We start from the raw sequence: 16340 nt of genomic DNA, 5'->3' as shown, positions 1-16340 counted from the left end.
TTATCCCAAATAACTTTTAATGTCTTTGATTGTATATTTTTTGCCTTGAAAAGCAAATACTTCCCCTTTTTTATGACCCATCATAGTTTGGGCAAACTTTGATTGAAAAGAGAGAATATTTTCCTCTACATTTGCTTCCCAGGGTCCAAGAAGAGTATAGATAATTTTTTTTCCCTGCGCATCTATTAAACTCACCACAGCTCCGACATTCACAACATCATGAGTAATATCTTCTTTCGTTAACAAACGCGCTTTGTTGACCTGTTGTGAGAGCTTTTTTAGTTCAGCTTGTAAACGAGAACGTCTTTCTAAAGCAAATTTATACTCAGAATTTTCACGTAAATCTCCTAATGCACGAGCAGCTTCAATTTCTCTAGCATTGTCAATCGTTTCTACTCCAATTTCACGGATTCTTTGCTGAGTCTTTTGATAACCCTCTTGGGTTGTCCAGATCACATCTAGATCTTTTTCTTGAGTCTTTTTCTCTTTAGCTAATTCCGGATGGACGACTTCTGCCAGATTTTGTAAGATTCGAAGATCATGCTTCGTAAAACTATGACATTTGCTAGCTAGCAATAGAAATTCTCTCAAATACTCTAAGCTTGCTCCTACGAGCATCTTGCGGATCAATGCGTAACGTTTTTTCACTATTGTCTGATACATCTTTTTTGCAAGATCTTTGTAATTTGGTTGATCTTCAATGAAATGTAGGAGGATGAGGAAAGCTTCCAAAAATTGGAATTGGCTCTCTTGTTGATCATCAAGTACATTATCTCCAGAAGCAATTTTTTGAAAATACCAAAAAAATGGTTCTGGATAGAGAGTCATTTTGTGGAGTAACTGATAAATTTTTTCTTTTAATAACTCTTTTGTTTCAGGAGAAGCGTACAATTCTTTAAATATATAATCTCGAATAGGGGCTGGAAGTGCAACAAAAAACAGGTCAAAAAAAATGCAATTCCAATCCTGGCGATGGGTACGGATGATGGTCAAAGTACGTTTTTTAAAAGCATTAATTTCAATAAGCGGCAAAATAGATACAATATTCTCCATCTCTTCCATTAACTTGGCAGATTGACCAGAAAATTCATCTGGAAATATATCTTCTAGAAGATAGGTGGTTTGAATTTTCCTAATCATCGTTCGCTCAGGAAAATTCGAATCATCTTCAAGAGCTTTTAAGAGAATAGTTTTCACTTGTTGTTTGAGATCCAGGTTTTTTAAAATCTCAGAAAAATCACGAGTTAAGTTATAAATAATGAGAATAAGATGATCGATGTCTGATGTCTTTTGCAAAGACTCTTTAAAATGAACCTCATGCGGCATCGCTTTGCTTCTCAGGACAAACGGGGCTTTTGTAGATTTGGGAAATTCAATTTCTGTATCTTTCTTCACCTTGCCTCTGGCATAATTCCACCATTTTTGCCAGTCTTTTTCTAGGATGACAAGTTCGCATAGCTCTTCTTTTATTTCTTGAGCTGTCTTGGGTCCTAAATCTCTTAAAAGCAGCTTAATTAAAGAGATTGGATCTTTTTTTCCTTCTTTTTCCAAGCCATCTGGATTACTGAAACGGCGACAGAGAAAGTGGTCAGCCTCTAGAGGGATAAGATGTTTAAAAGCATTTTCAAAAGAGAGATCCTTCAAAGCTCTAATTCCCTCAAACTCTAAAATAACATGTTCACGGAGAAAGGAAATCTCCATCACCTCTCCCACACCCCATCCTCCTGTGTGGAAGACAAAATTGCCTTTCTTCATATGAGTCAGCAACTCGTAATTTGAAATAGCTCCTTGGAAAGCATCTCGAGTCAATAAACCGACGATACGGAGCTTACTGTTAAAATCCTTATCTTTTCCATAATGATACTTTAGAAAATCAGTCGCTAAATCCGCAAGAAGAGGAGAATGAGTCGTCTGCAGGTCAATCATCAAGCGAAGAGTCTCATATGCGTGATCTGATGAGTGCACCTTTTTCCATAAAGGCAGAATGGTTTCAGCTAATTGACCAAAGGTTTTGGAAAAAGAGGAATGTTTAATTAATCTGAGAATTTTATTTAATTCTTCAATATCTACCTCATGAGCCATGCAGTACTCTTCCCAGAGACGTAAGAAATTTGCTAGTTCATCATTTTCAATCAGAAGATTAAAATCCTCTAAATAACTCATTTTCATGCCACTAATTTAGTTTTCCATAAAATTTACATTCATGAGGAAAAATAATCAATAAAAAATTGATAGATGTTTTTTTATCTAAATTGTCTTTTAAAGATTAAAAATTTATTTTTATTGGATATTAAATATATAATAAATTTTTAAGGAGTAAGGTATGTCTGATAGTGAAGAAGAGGTACGCGAAGCATTAGAAGAAGTTTTAGCTATGTATGGGATTCATCTCGATATACAACCTCCATCTGATGAGGAAGCACGTGAGGAGAGGTTAGGAGATTATTCTGAAATCATTAGTAAAACACAGCAACGTTTGGATGATTTGAATGAAAAAGCGGAAGAGATTTATAAGCGTACGGGGATGAATCGTGAGCAGCTAGAAAGTTATGCTGCCAATCCTCATAATTTTACTCCAGAAGAGTGGCAAGCTCTGCAAAAAGTTAAAGCTGCTTGTCAGAAATACAAAAGGGCTGCTCAGTCTATTATTGGAGATGAGCAATTCAAAGAAAATCTTGTGAAAAAGAGAAAGAAACAACCTAATCGTTTTGCGAAGAAAAAACACTGGATCCCACTTTAATTTTGAATATAATCGCTGATTATGAAGATGGTTGTTAAAAAAGGCCTTGATATCCCTATTGAAGGGAAGCCAGAAGGAGAAGTAGGTGACTTACTACCACCTAAAACGATCGCTCTTAATCTTGATGCTTTTGAAGAGCTCAGTTTCAAATTACACGTAAAAGTTGGAGAAAAAGTTAAGATTGGTCAACCAATCATTGAGAATAAATCCATAAGAGGGCAAATGTTTGTTTCTCCGGCTGGAGGATTGGTAAGAGAAATCCGACGGGGTCTTAAAAGACGATTGAGTCAGATCATCATTGATCTAGATGAAAATGAAACCTATTTCTCCCATCAAACGTTAAATTCGAGAGCTTCTCAAGAAGACACGCTAAATTTTTTTATGGCAACCGGCCTTTTTCCCCACATTCGAATGCGTCCTTTTGATTTAATTGCTCATCCCCACTCTCTTCCTCGCGCTATTTTTGTGCGAGCGATTGAAACCCTGCCCTTTACTCCTTCTGCTGAAATCCAATTGGAAGGATACGAAGCCTATTTTCAAGCAGGTTTGGATACTATGAAAAAACTTACGAAAGGTGAGTTACATCTTGTTTATAAAGAAGGTTCTACATCTACTGCATTGACTCAAGCAGAAGGAGTACAAAAACACACAGTCTCTGGTCCACATCCAGCAGGAACTTCTTCCTTCCATATTCATGAAATTGCCCCGATTAGAAGTGTCAGCGACTCTGTTTGGACTTTATCCACTCTTGATGTCATCACAGTTGGGAAAATGGCAACTGAAGGACATTATTTTATCGATCGTATTTTAGGAATTGGAGGAGGAGGGATCAGGGAAGAAAAGAGAGGATTTTTTAAATCTCGCATTGGTTTTCCTGTGAAAGCTCTTGTGCACAATCGGTTAAAAAATTTACCCTTACGTTTGATTACTGGTGACCCAATTACTGGGACTGAGGCAAAAGAGGAGGATTTTTTAGGATTTTACCAAATCGTTTTTACAGCTCTTCCAGAGAATCATTTGCGTCCTCTCTTGCATTTTCTTCGCCTTGGTTTTGATAAATTTACCGCAACAAAAACATATTTTACAGGTCATGTGCGTCCCCCTCGGAAAGGGTATCCATTTACTACTAACCAACATGGAGAAAGGCGTGCTTTTATAGATGGCAATATTTATAGACGTGTCATGCCGATGCAAATTCCTACGATGCATTTAATAAAAGCAATTCTTGCGGAGGATTTTGAACTAGCTGAATGCTTAGGGCTGTTAGAAGTCACAAGTGAGGATTTTGCTCTTGCTACATTTATCTGTCCTTCAAAAATTGAAATGATGCAAATCGTTAAAACTGGTCTACACAGATATTCAAAAGAAATGGGACATTAGGGTATTAATTTCCTTCTTATGAGAAGGATCCTATTATGTTTTTTACTTTTATCTTCTTTTATTCTCATCGCTGATCAATCGCTTCATGAACTTTTACAAGCTCTTGAGATTGTAGCGAATTGTGATCGTAAACTTGAAACGCGTTTTCCGATGACATTTAACTATCTCTTATCTACAGGGTATTTCATGACGCACTCAGCACGTATGACTCGTGAAGGAGAAATAGGAATAGGATCTGCTTACTCACCTCTTTATTTGAATTTCAATGGAAGGATACAGCCATTTTTTTTTCTTGAGTTTACTGCAAATTATAGAATTTTTTTGCAATATCCAGATCCAACGATTGGAAAGTATGGATTCGGAAATTATGCGGACAGAGGGGCAAATTTTAAAGTGGCTATTCTCCATCCTGAACAGAGTTTTTATCGCTTACCTGGAATTGCTTTTGGTATCGATGATTTCATGGGATCTAAAAAGTTTACCAATTATTTCGTTGTCGGGACTCAGGTATGGCCTGACTATGGCTTAGAAACTAGTTTGGGGTGGGGATATGGAATCTATACTCAAGGTCCTTCTAAAGGTTTTTTTGGTGGGGTGAATTGGTTCCCTTTTCTCCAAACTTCTCATAAATGGTGGAAAGGCATCTGTTTGACTGTAGAATATGACCCAACAAATGTTTCAAAAAGTCCTCATCCTAAGGGAAAAACCTCTTACACACCCATGAATTTTGGTGGAAAGTATAGTTTTGATAATACTGTAGAGCTTTCAATGAGTTATATCCGAGGGTATCTCTACTCTTTTGCTGGCTCGTTACATTATAATTGGGGACAATCGAACGGTTTTCTTCCGAAAGTGGATAATCCCCCCTTCTATCTCGCTCCAGTTGATCACCAATCGATTGGGGAGATGCGTCCTGTTGATATTATGGTGCATAGTTTAGGTTATGCCTTAAAAGATCAGGGATTCCAATTAACAAAAGCCTGGTTAGATCAATCCACTCTTTGGTTGAGTGTCATAGTTGAAGCGTATCGTGAAGAAGAAGTGGTTCGTAGTCGTCTTCAATATCTTCTTGGTGCTTTAATTCCTACCAATATTGAAACCATATTCGTGCAAATAGAATCTTATGGTCTTCCCTGCCAACAATATATTTATAAAAAAGAATTTCTTATGCGTTATGCTCATCATACAATTTCTCCATTTGAAATGAATACGCTCTCTCCTCGTGAAGAAATTACTCCTCCTTCCTGCTCTTCTCATTTAATTTTCGATCATCGTTATCATTTGTGGCAGATGAAAATCAGTCCTAGAATGGAGAATTTTTTCGGTAGTTCTAGTGGGAAATGGAAGTATGATTGTGGTTTAAAAATGGATATACAGGGATTTTTACCATATCGTTGGTTTTATGAAATCCAAATAAGCAATACTCTTTTTTCAGATATCCATGGCTTATCAGATTTTGATCTATTTGCTCCTTCTCAACTTCTCAATGTAGCCACAGATTATATTCGTTATCGTCAACTGCATAATCTCTCTTGGGACCGTTTTTACATACAAAAAAGCTGGAATTTTGGGAAAAGCTACTTTGGACGTCTTTCAGGGGGATATTTTCAAATTAATTATGCCGGCTTAGCTACGGAAATTTTGTGGTATCCGGTGCAAAGTTCGATAGCTTTGGGGATGGAAGGAGCTGTTGTCAAGAAACGTAAATATACAGGATTTGGTTTTCAATCAAAAATACGTTATTTTGAGGGAAATACCCCACATTTTACCTCTTATTTGATGTTGGGACAATGGTTTGTTAATTTCTATCTCGATCTTTCTGATTTAAAAATTTTTACGAAAGTTAGTTTGGGACAGTTTTTAGCGAGAGACAAAGGGATACGATTCGATGTAACACGTTATTTTGAGAATGGAATTCGCTTGACTGGATGGATCACGTATACCAATGCACACGATCAAATGCATGGAGAAAACTACTATGATCGAGGGATTGCCCTCGAAATTCCTTTTGATCTCTTCTACAAATGTAGTAGTCGAAAAATTTGGAATTATGGCATGGCGGCATGGCTTCGAGATGCAGGCTACTCGACTTCTACAGGCCGAGAACTATTTGAAATGATTAATAGAGAGCGCCGTTAGCTAAAAGACGAGCGACTTTAATCGCTCCATAAGTCAAAATCATATCAGCACCCGCTCTTTTAATACTCAGTATGCTTTCAAGTAAAGCCTGATCTTCATCTAACCATCCATTTTGAGCCGCAGCCATGATCATCGCATATTCACCACTCACATGATAAGCAGAAATAGGTAAGGCTGTAGAAGCACGTATTTTGCTAATTACATCTAAGTAAAGAATCGCGGGTTTGATCATTAAAATATCCGCCCCCTCCCATTCATCTAAAAATGCTTCTAACAATGCTTCTCGACTATTTGCAGGGTTCATCTGATAAGTTTTTTTATCCTTTACAGGAAATTTCAAACCAATTGCATCACGAAAAGGGCTATAAAAAGCTGAAGCATATTTGGCAGTATAAGCATGGATATTAACAGAAGCAAAGTCATTTTCATTCAAAGCCGCCCGAATGACCCCTACACGTCCATCCATCATATCACTAGGAGCAACCATATCAGCTCCTGCTTCTGCTTGTATCAAAGCCATTTGTTTGAGAATACCTAGAGTAGGATCATTTAAAATTTCTCCATTTTCATCGACTAGTCCATCCTGTCCATGGGAAGTATAGGGGTCTAAAGCAATGTCCGTCATGACACATAGTTGAGGAAAATGTTTTTTAACAGAAAAAATCGCTTGTTGTAAAATTCCTCGAGGATTAATCGCTTCACTTCCTTCTCTATTTTTTAATTCACTTTCAATGACAGGGAAAAGAGCAATCGCAGGAATTCCCCATTCAATCAGAGATTCAATCTCTTTTAACAATACATCAAGGCTCAATCGATAAATTCCAGGCATGCTTTGAATGGGATCTTTAATGTTAGATCCTTTTACAACAAACTGAGGATAAATTAAATCCGAAGAAGAAAGTTGTGTTTCTGTGACTAATGCACGAATAGCGGAACTTTTTCTGTTGCGACGGGGTCTATAATAGGGGGGAGTGAATAAATTGGGTCTGTTTTTCATATGCACCTAAACTGAAGAAGAAAAATATAGAATACTTAATTCCTCTTCTTCTTCCTATGTGAAAATGTTTATAAGTCGACTTTTCCTCTCGTAAACAGATTGTTAATATTTTGTTGATAATGTGTAGAAAAATGAGAAGATATCGACATTCTAATTCAGAACAATCAGTTTGTCTACTTTCCTTCAACAAGGTATGAACAATTTTTTACCAAATGTTCTATATTGAGGTCACGCTAGAAGAAAGTAGTAGATTCTGCATGAAAAAATTTTTGGATGTTGTATGACAAATAGTTCTCTGACTTTTCTCTTGATTGTCCGATTGAATTTATGGCAGGCTTATTTTTTTGAAATTTAGGAATACGACTAATTTATGAAAAATGATTTAGATTTCAATGCAACACAAGCTAGTATTCTTAAAAAATTTGTAACTAATACTTCAAGTAACGTATTTGTTTTGCGTAATTTACCGGAAGTGATTAAAGGAGCGCTTTTTTCACGTTATTCTCGGTCAAGTTTAGGTCTCCGTGCCTTGCTTTTAAAAGAGTTTATCCAAGGAGAAGAAACGGCTTTTGATTCGATTGTTGGCGAAGGAAAAGGGAGGGACTTTGAAAATCACGAAGATCAAACCATTGCTATTCAACGCGCTCAAAACTTTTATGATCGCATTTTAGATGGGTATGGTGATGATTCGATTGGGGAACTTGGGGGAGCTCATGTAGGCATCGAAAATATCTCTATGTTAGCTGCAAAAATCATAGAGGATAAACGGATTGGTGGTTCACCTCTGGAAAAATCGACTCGTTATATTTATTTTGATCAAAAGGTAGATGACCAATACCTTTATTATCGTGAACCCATTCTTATGGCTTCTGCTTATCGTGAGCCTTTTCTAAAAACATGCGATCATCTATTTGAAACCTATTCAAGATTAATTTCTCAGCTCACCCCTTTAATAGAACAAAAAATTCCTAAAGAGTCTGGGCAATCAAAAACTGCTTACCTTGCTGCCTTACGTGCTAAAGTCCTCGATTGCTTACGTGGCCTGCTTCCTGCTGGGACCTTGACAAATATGGGATTGTATGGAAATGGAAGGTTTTGGGAAGGATTGATCCATAAGTTGCAATGCCAAATGCTTGCCGAGCTTCAAGATATTGGAAAAAAATCTTATCAAGAGCTTTCCAAAGTCATTCCTTCCTTTGTACGTCGGGCTGAGTCACATCATTACTATCATGAAGCTTTTTCTCAGTGCTTTGAGTCAATGCAAGAACAGTTAAAGAATGTAGCCTCTCGTCAATTTGTGACAAACAACGATTACAAAATTGGCCCTCGTTTAATTGATTATGATATAAAAGGCCCCTACAAAGTCGCCTCTGCTCTGCTTTTTAATCAAGGGAATAGTAGTTTGGAGGATTTGCAAACTCACTGTTCTCATCTTTCTAGTGAGGAAATAGCGGAAATATTCGAAGCGGCCTCTTCAATGCGAGAAAGTCGTCGCCAAAAATCTCCTCGTGCACTAGAACAAGCTCAGTTCACTTTTGAAATTATTGGTGATTTTGGTATCTATCGAGACTTACATCGTCACCGTATGCTGTCTCAAGAAAGACAGCTTCTGACTACCAATTATGGTTACTTCATTCCCAATGAGATTCTCGGCACTCCAATGGAAAAGGATTATCGAGAAGCTATGGATATGGCGAAAGATGTCTTTGATTTAATTGCGAAAGAATTACCAGAAGAAGCTCAGTATGTGGTCCCAATGGCTTATCATGTTCGTTGGTATTTTCATGTGAACTTGCGTGCTCTCCAATGGATCTGTGAACTGCGTTCACAGCCATCTGGTCACCCTAATTATCGTTATGTGGCTCAAGAAATGGCACGTCAAGTCATCGAGGTTTGCCCTAATTTTGAAATCTTTTTCAAATTTGTAGATTATGAAGGATATGATTTAGGTCGATTAACTCAAGAGCAAAGCAAACAAGATAAAAAAGTCAATTGATGATCAGTTTAATACTCTAGAGAACATCATTTTCTCTTGCAGTCCTATCATTCGAGATGCTTGTTTAACAAGCTGGAAATGCGAAACATGCTAATGGGTGACTCTGTTTCAAAAAGAAGAGACAACCCTTGATCGGGAATAATTTCACGTTTATCTTTTGGATTTTGTAAGTCATGAGTTTTTATGTACTCCCAAATTTTCTTGATCGCTTCTCCACGTGTGATCGGATGATCTCCGATAAGCTTTGCAAGATTCTTTGAGGGAGTCAGCTTTCGACGCCCTCCTTGTCCTAATTTCTTCGTTCCTGCTTTTTTCTTTTGATACGAGGTTTTAGGGTGATTAGGATATTTTTCTTGGATTTGCGAGAGATCGTTGACAATGACATCACAATCTGGAAAATTTAAACATGAATAAAATAGCTTACCAAAACGAGAACGTCGAGAGACAATTTTTCCATCGCAACCGATTGCAGGACAAGAAGGTGTAGGAGAAATATGCTCTCCTTTTTTAGGAATATTAATGATTCCTTTGCAATCTGGATACTTCACACAACCTAAAAAGGGACCATAACGTCCGTGACGAATTTGCATTTTCTCATGACATATAGGACAGGGCTGCTCCCATTCAAAATCGGGAGCATAATCTTCTTTTTTGAAACTGAGTTCTTCCAATGAAGCTGTAAAATTACAATCTGGATAATGAGCACAGCCATAGAAATAACGGGATTTAGACCAGATCTTTTGTAAGTGAGATTTTCTACAGAGAGGACAGGGAATATCAGTATCAATTTTTGGAACATAAGCCTCTTTTTCTGCAATCGTAACAGTGGGAATGAATTGCTCCCAGAACTCACGGATCACTATTTTCCATTCCTTTTGATTTGATGCAATCTGCTCAAGCGTATCTTCCATTTCCGCTGTGAATCCAATATTCATAATTTGTTTAAAATTATCTTCTAAAAATTGAGCAATCACGCGACCAAGTTCTGTGGGTTTAAGGCAATAGTGTTCTTTGATTGTATAATCACGCCCCTGAATCTTATTCATAATAGACGCATAGGTAGAAGGGCGGCCAATCCCTGATTTTTCTAATTCTTTGACTAAAGAAGCTTCACTAAATCGGGGAGGAGGGTTAGTAAAAGATTGTTCAGAAGTCACTTCAATCAATTTTAAGGGAAACCCAGCTTGTAAAGGAGGAAGGAGCGTAGAGCTTTCTTTCTTCTCTTCATCTTTTTTTTCTTCATAAACAGCTAAAAATCCCTTAAATTTTATAACCGATCCTGTAGCACGTAGAACGAGACCTTGGTCTGTGGCAATATCAGCAGAAACAGTATCGTAAATTGCGGACGCCATCTGAGAGGTGATAAATCGCTTCCAAATTAATGCATAGAGCAGATTTTGATCATGAGTTAGATAGGGACTCACTAATTCAGGTGGATGATGAATATTTGTAGGACGAATCGCTTCATGGGCATCCTGAGCTGTTTTTTTTGTCACATAAACTTTAGGTTGAGGAGGAAGATGGTCTTTCCCATAATGAGAAGAAATAAAACTGCGAGCAGCATTAATGATCTGTGGTTCAACGCGGACTGAATCAGTACGCATATAAGTAATGAGTCCCTCAGTCCCTTCTTTCTTAAGATCAATACCTTCGTATAATGACTGAGCAATTCTCATGGTTCTAGAGGCAGTAAAACGAAAATGTCTACTTGCTTCTTGTTGCAGAGTGGAAGTAATGAAGGGAGGTTCAGGATGACGTTGTCTCTCTTTTTTTTGTACTTTGTCTACATGATATTGTGCTTTCTTTAGTCGATTCACAATTTGATCTGCTCTCTTTTTATCAGGAATCACGAAAAGCTCTTTGTCTTTTGCTGGTTCTTTGTCCCACTTCTTTCCATCCACCATATAAAGACGAGCAGGAAATGTTTGAGAAGCTCCTTCATTCTGTAAAATTGTGGCAATATTCCAATACTCCACTGGTTTGAAGGCTTCAATTTCTTTTTCTCTATCCACTACCAGTTTTAAAGCCACAGACTGCACGCGACCTGCTGATACACCTGAGCGTTGTTGTAGTTTACGTGCTAAAATGGGAGAGATTTTATAACCTACAATTCGATCAAGAAGGCGACGGGCTTGTTGAGCATTTACAAGCGCCATATCAATTTTTTTAGGGTTTTTTAAAGCCTCTAAGACAGCTTCTTTAGTGATCGCATGAAAAGCCGCTCTCTTGATATTTGTTTTTGCAGGTAAAAGAGCGGCAATGTGCCAAGCAATGGCTTCTCCTTCACGATCAGGATCTGGAGAGAGATAAATGGTCTCACATTCTTTAACCATTTTTTTGAGTTTTTTAATTAATTCTTTTTTATCAGAAAGAATTTGGTAATCAGGTTCAAAATCATGATCTATATCAATCCCAAATCCCTTTGAAGGTAAATCACGAATATGGCCTATAGAAGAAGCAAATAGATAATCACTTCCTAAAAATTTTTTAAGAGTTTTGATCTTTGCTGGAGACTCAACGATGATCAGAGATTTTCCCATGATGATTCATTAATAAGCATTATCGAAAAAAACATTCAACAGATCATCGGTTTTTTTCACAAGTAGACATTTCTCCATGGGCAGCAATGCTATCATAAGAAATATAGGGTTTTTATGCTCCCTTCCATTTTTTTTGAGTGTTTTATCATCTGATTTTCCTATTGCATATCATGCGATATTCAATTCAAATCACTTGAAATAGAATTAGATAAGGTTTAATATAAAATATATTTTTTAAATTATTTGTTTAGCTAGGTTCTAGATTAGAAAATACAATAAACTCTCTAAAACCTATCGATTTTTTTGTAAAAAAATTTAGGTGAATGTGAAAGAGCTCTCGGAGAAAATATTAAGCTATAACCAAAGAGGTTTAATTCAGGGACCTGATGAATCGATAGAAGCATATTCCCTTCGCTGTCAAAAGGCTCTCAAAAGAGAGCCTCATCTTGATTCTCAATTAGCATTCAAATTATTTGATATCCGACCAGACTGGGTCGAAGTGGATTACAGTAACGCATCTCTATACCCTTGGGAAGGAGGATGTACTTGGATAAAAAATCATCAATATCTTCTCCAATTGCGTAAGGTTTTTCAAAAAAAGAGTTTTTATCTTGGATATTCTCGTGAAGAAATCTTTGCACATGAACTTGTACATATTATCAGAGGCGGTTTTAAAGAACCTATCTTTGAAGAAATTTTAGCTTACCAAACGAGTCGTTCACGATTTCGTCGTTTTTTCGGTCCCTTTTTTCGCTCTTCTCGCGAGAGCCTGTTTTTTGTCACTTCTCTTTGGTTGACTGGATTGATCGCATTACTTACCCCTTATGAATATATTATATATATCAATATTTTTAGTTTATTGAGTTATGGTATGATACGTTTGTTTAAAGCTCAGTTTTTCTTTTCTAAAGCTTGTAAAAATATTGGAGAAATCGTTGGCAAAGAGAAAGCTTTGGCTGTAATGGTGCGTTTAAAAGATGAGGAAATCATCCAGTTTGCAAAGCTGAAAAAGCAAGCGATTTTAAGCTATGCAATGAAAATGCAATTCAATCAAACACGATGGCAACAGATTTATTCTGTCTATTTTCCCTCTCATGTCACTATCTCTAAAAAATCAGATGGGGATTTTTCGATAAAATAATCCGCTATTTTTTCCAATCTAGTGGATCATATTTAATGAATTCTACGCTGAGCAGTATTGCCAATTTTGAGTTCATGTCGATATTTAGCAATCGTGCGTCGAGCACAAGGAATCCCTTGCTTTTGAATCATTTTGGCAATGCTCTCATCTGAAAGAGGTGTGTGTTTATTTTCTTTATCAATCATCTGTATTAAGGTTTCTTTGATAACTTGTGAAGAGATGTTGTCTCCATGATCTGTGATGTAAGTATGTGTAAAAAATGTACGCAAAGGGAAGATCCCACGCGGACAGCTCACATATTTTTGTGAGACTGCACGTGCAATTGTAGAGGGGTGCAAATCTAATTTCTCTGCTAATTCTTTCATCGTCATTGGGATTAGTTCCCCTTTGGGTGCGAGAAGAAAAGCTTGTTGAGATCGAAGTAATTCTTCACCGATCCGATGAAGTGTCTTATTGCGCTCGTATAAATTGCGCATTAGCCATTTTCCTGAGGAGATTTTTTCATAAATATAATCTCGTGTTGCATTAGAGACAGAAGGATCATTCAACATATCTAAATAAAAATGGTTGAGTTTTAGATTGGATAGATTTTGATCATTGACTTCTACTAACAAATTTCCCTCTAAATGTTTGATAAATAAATCAGGAGTAATGTTGTGACTCAACTGACGATAATGTCCAGCTGGTGAATTAGTTCCAGGATGTAGATCGAGTTTTGAAATTTCTTCTATGATTATTTTACGTATCTCTTTAGGAGAACAAGAAAATGCCTTAGCGATATTGGGTATTTTGTTATGAATGAGATCATCAAAATGATTTTCAATGATCTGGAAAGCCATCGTTCCTTTTTTTCCAGCTGCATCGAGTTGAAGCAGCAATGCTTCTTGACAATTTTTTGCTCCGACTCCATAAGGATGAAATGTCTTTAATATTAACAAGATCGGTATTAAATCTTTGATTTCATAACTTCCTAAAGTAGCGACCTCCTCGAGGGAAGAAGTCAGAAATCCATCAGAATTAAAGTTTCCAATCAACCATTCAGCCCTCTCTCTTTGCGAATCTTCTGTAAAAACCTCTCGAGCTTGAGCCATAAGGTGTTCGTAGAGTGATTCTTCATAGGCAACAGTGTTTTCGATGAAATGATGCAAATCCTCTCTATTATGGGTGTTTTTTGTTTCTCTGCCACGAATATCAGAACAAAATCCTTCTTCTTTTTCCAATAGAGGATTATTTACGACCTCTTCTTCGATGGCTGTATTTAATTCTAATATAGGTAGTTGAAGAAGATGAAGGGCTTGTTGCATTTGTGGAGATAAAATCAGCCGCTGAATTTGCTGCACATTTTGAGATGTGGCTTGTTCTATCCGCCTCATATTTATCCCCCCACCCACCTTGATTAACAGAATCAATGAAAGCGTTCTAGATATTTTTTTGGAATTTCTTTTAAAAAACGACTAGGACGCATCATGCGATGTCTACCCCATAAAAAACGAGTTTCAGTGGCTGTAAGATAAAGCCTTGACTTGGCTCTTGTTAAACCAACATAACAAAGACGCCTCTCTTCTTCAAGAGTTTCAAAGGAATGGGAAGAATTGATATGAGGAAATAGATCTTCTTCCATTCCTACAAGAAAGACAACTGTAAACTCTAATCCCTTGCCATTATGTAAAGTCATCAAATTCACTTTATCTTGAAGAATATCGGCCTCATCAATTGAGCCTTTTAATGAGAGTTCTTCTAAAAAATTGTCTAAATCATTTGAATTATTCATTAATTCCCATTCATGGGCTTTAGCAATCAGTTCATTAGTATTTTCTTTTCGATCTTGAAAAGTTTCTTTATCTGCTTGTAAAAAATCAAGATAATGAGTTTGCAGAATGGTTTCCATTACAAGCTGTTTTAAAGAAATCGTTCCTTTGATATGACGTAAATTTAAGATAATAGAGACATATTCATTAAGGGATTTCAGCTGTTTTGTTGATAAACGGATATTTTCGATCTCTCCTTGTATTAATTTGACACAATAAGTAAAAAGAGGAAGTGCTTGCTCCACAGATCCTTGATGAATCTTTTCAATAGTCGCAGAGCCGAACCCTCTTTTGGGAAGATTAATTGTTCTTTCAAAAGAGACTAGATCCTGATTAGAAATTAACATACGTAAAAAAGTTAGGAGATCTTTAATCTCTTTTCTTTGATAAAAAGAAATGCCCCCTACAATCGTATAAGGAGTGCGTTGACGCAAAAGAAAATCCTCAAATAGACGGGATTGGAAATTTGTGCGATAAAAAATTGCGATTTGATTTAATGGAATTTGATGGAGAGTATGAAGATGATGAATTTCATTCACAACAAATTCAGCTTCTTCTCTTTCTGTAGAACCAATAAAAAGTGCAATTTTTTCTCCTTCACCTAATGGGCTCCATAATCTTTTCTCATAGCGTGAATTGTTATGTCGAATCAAGGCATTAGCTGCATCTAAAATATTAGTCGTACTACGGTAGTTTTGCTCAAGACAGATCACTTTTGCCCCAGGATAATCCCTTTCAAAATTGAGAATATTCTCAATATTTGCTCCTCGCCAGGAATAAATCGATTGATCAGGATCTCCAACAACAAAAATATTGCATTTTTCTCCAACAATTAAGCGAGCGATCATATATTGAGCATGGTTAGTATCTTGGTATTCATCAATCAAAAGATGGGACCATTTTTGTTGATAGTCAGCTAAAATATTAGGAAAATTTTGCAATAAATAGACGGTTAAATAGAGAAGATCATCAAAATCCAAAGCATTTGATTCTTTTAAATGGGTTTGATAGAGAGAATAAACATTATGAAAATGCTTTTGGATCTGATCCGGATAAATTGAAAGATCAATGTCGAGAGGATCTTGTAGGGTATTTTTAGCATGGGAAATTAACCCTCGAAATGTTTTTGTTTCTTTAGAGATTTCCGAAGATTTTAAGCATCGCTTGAGAATTTTATTCACGTCTTCTTCATCATATATTATAAAGTTCTGTGAGTATCCTAAATGATGAATCGATTCGCGGAGGATTTTTGTTCCAAGACTATGAAAGGTTGAGATGAGGGGAGGATCAAATTGAGGAAAAAATTTGTAAATTCTTTCACGCATCTCGCTAGCTGCTTTATTTGTGAAAGTTACAGCTAGAATCTCAGAAGAAAGAATACCTGATTGAATGAGATGAGCAATGCGATAAATGACTACACGTGTTTTTCCTGAACCTGCTCCAGCTAAAACTAATAGTGGACCTTCAATATGATTGACTGCTTGGATCTGATGTGGATTGAGTGTATTTAGAAAATCTTTTTTCTTTAACATACAATGAAAAACTGCAATCCATATCTTTAATTGATAAGCTTTGTTCTATTAAAAATTAGGAAAGATT

At 36.6% G+C, this 16340-nt stretch carries 10 protein-coding genes; 5 read left to right on the top strand and 5 right to left on the bottom strand.

The window, feature by feature from the left end; genetic code table 11:
• On the bottom strand, positions 1 to 2169 hold the full coding sequence (locus R3E91_03390) for a GreA/GreB family elongation factor (GenBank protein ID MEZ5315239.1): 2169 nt from the start codon (positions 2167 to 2169) through the stop codon (positions 1 to 3).
• 154 nt (positions 2170 to 2323) lie between these two features.
• On the opposite strand from R3E91_03390, the gene R3E91_03385 reads away from it, so the two are divergent.
• From R3E91_03385 to R3E91_03375, 3 genes are read left to right on the top strand one after another with little or no spacing between them, the layout of a single operon-like run.
• Positions 2324 to 2740, top strand: coding sequence for a hypothetical protein (locus tag R3E91_03385; GenBank protein MEZ5315238.1), 417 nt, complete (start codon positions 2324 to 2326; stop codon positions 2738 to 2740).
• A 27-nt stretch (positions 2741 to 2767) separates the two neighbouring features.
• Complete coding sequence (locus R3E91_03380; protein MEZ5315237.1) at positions 2768 to 4120, top strand: Na(+)-translocating NADH-quinone reductase subunit A; 1353 nt, start codon at positions 2768 to 2770, stop codon at positions 4118 to 4120.
• An 18-nt stretch (positions 4121 to 4138) separates the two neighbouring features.
• Positions 4139 to 6259 (top strand): YjbH domain-containing protein, encoded by a 2121-nt coding sequence (locus tag R3E91_03375; GenBank protein ID MEZ5315236.1) that lies wholly within the window; start codon positions 4139 to 4141, stop codon positions 6257 to 6259.
• Here R3E91_03375 and hemB read toward each other — a convergent pair.
• Positions 6240 to 7256, bottom strand: a complete 1017-nt coding sequence (gene hemB / locus R3E91_03370) for a porphobilinogen synthase (GenBank protein ID MEZ5315235.1) — start codon at positions 7254 to 7256, stop codon at positions 6240 to 6242. The genes R3E91_03375 and hemB overlap by 20 nt on opposite strands.
• 370 nt (positions 7257 to 7626) lie before the next feature.
• On the opposite strand from hemB, the gene R3E91_03365 reads away from it, so the two are divergent.
• Positions 7627 to 9252, top strand: a complete 1626-nt coding sequence (locus R3E91_03365; protein ID MEZ5315234.1) for an FAD-dependent thymidylate synthase — start codon at positions 7627 to 7629, stop codon at positions 9250 to 9252.
• 47 nt (positions 9253 to 9299) lie between these two features.
• Here the strand turns inward: R3E91_03365 and topA are convergent, their stop codons facing one another.
• Positions 9300 to 11792, bottom strand: coding sequence for a type I DNA topoisomerase (topA, locus tag R3E91_03360; GenBank protein ID MEZ5315233.1), 2493 nt, complete (start codon positions 11790 to 11792; stop codon positions 9300 to 9302).
• Positions 11793 to 12117: 325 nt separating this feature from the next.
• Here topA and R3E91_03355 point away from each other — a divergent pair, with 325 nt between their 5' ends.
• Positions 12118 to 12933, top strand: a complete 816-nt coding sequence (locus R3E91_03355; protein MEZ5315232.1) for a hypothetical protein — start codon at positions 12118 to 12120, stop codon at positions 12931 to 12933.
• 32 nt (positions 12934 to 12965) lie between these two features.
• Here the strand turns inward: R3E91_03355 and rpoN are convergent, their stop codons facing one another.
• Both rpoN and R3E91_03345 read right to left on the bottom strand, forming a co-directional pair.
• A complete protein-coding gene (gene rpoN, locus R3E91_03350) occupies positions 12966 to 14306 on the bottom strand; it encodes an RNA polymerase factor sigma-54 (GenBank protein MEZ5315231.1) in 1341 nt (446 codons plus the stop codon).
• 32 nt (positions 14307 to 14338) lie between these two features.
• A complete protein-coding gene (locus tag R3E91_03345; protein ID MEZ5315230.1) occupies positions 14339 to 16273 on the bottom strand; it encodes a UvrD-helicase domain-containing protein in 1935 nt (644 codons plus the stop codon).
• Positions 16274 to 16340: the final 67 nt, after the last annotated feature.

It is taken from the genome of Chlamydiales bacterium (assembly GCA_041395025.1).
Taxonomy (GTDB): domain Bacteria; phylum Chlamydiota; class Chlamydiia; order Chlamydiales; family JAAKFR01; genus JAJACP01.
Note: the sequence above shows the minus strand (reverse complement) of the source record. Positions and strands in the feature narration are given on the sequence as shown.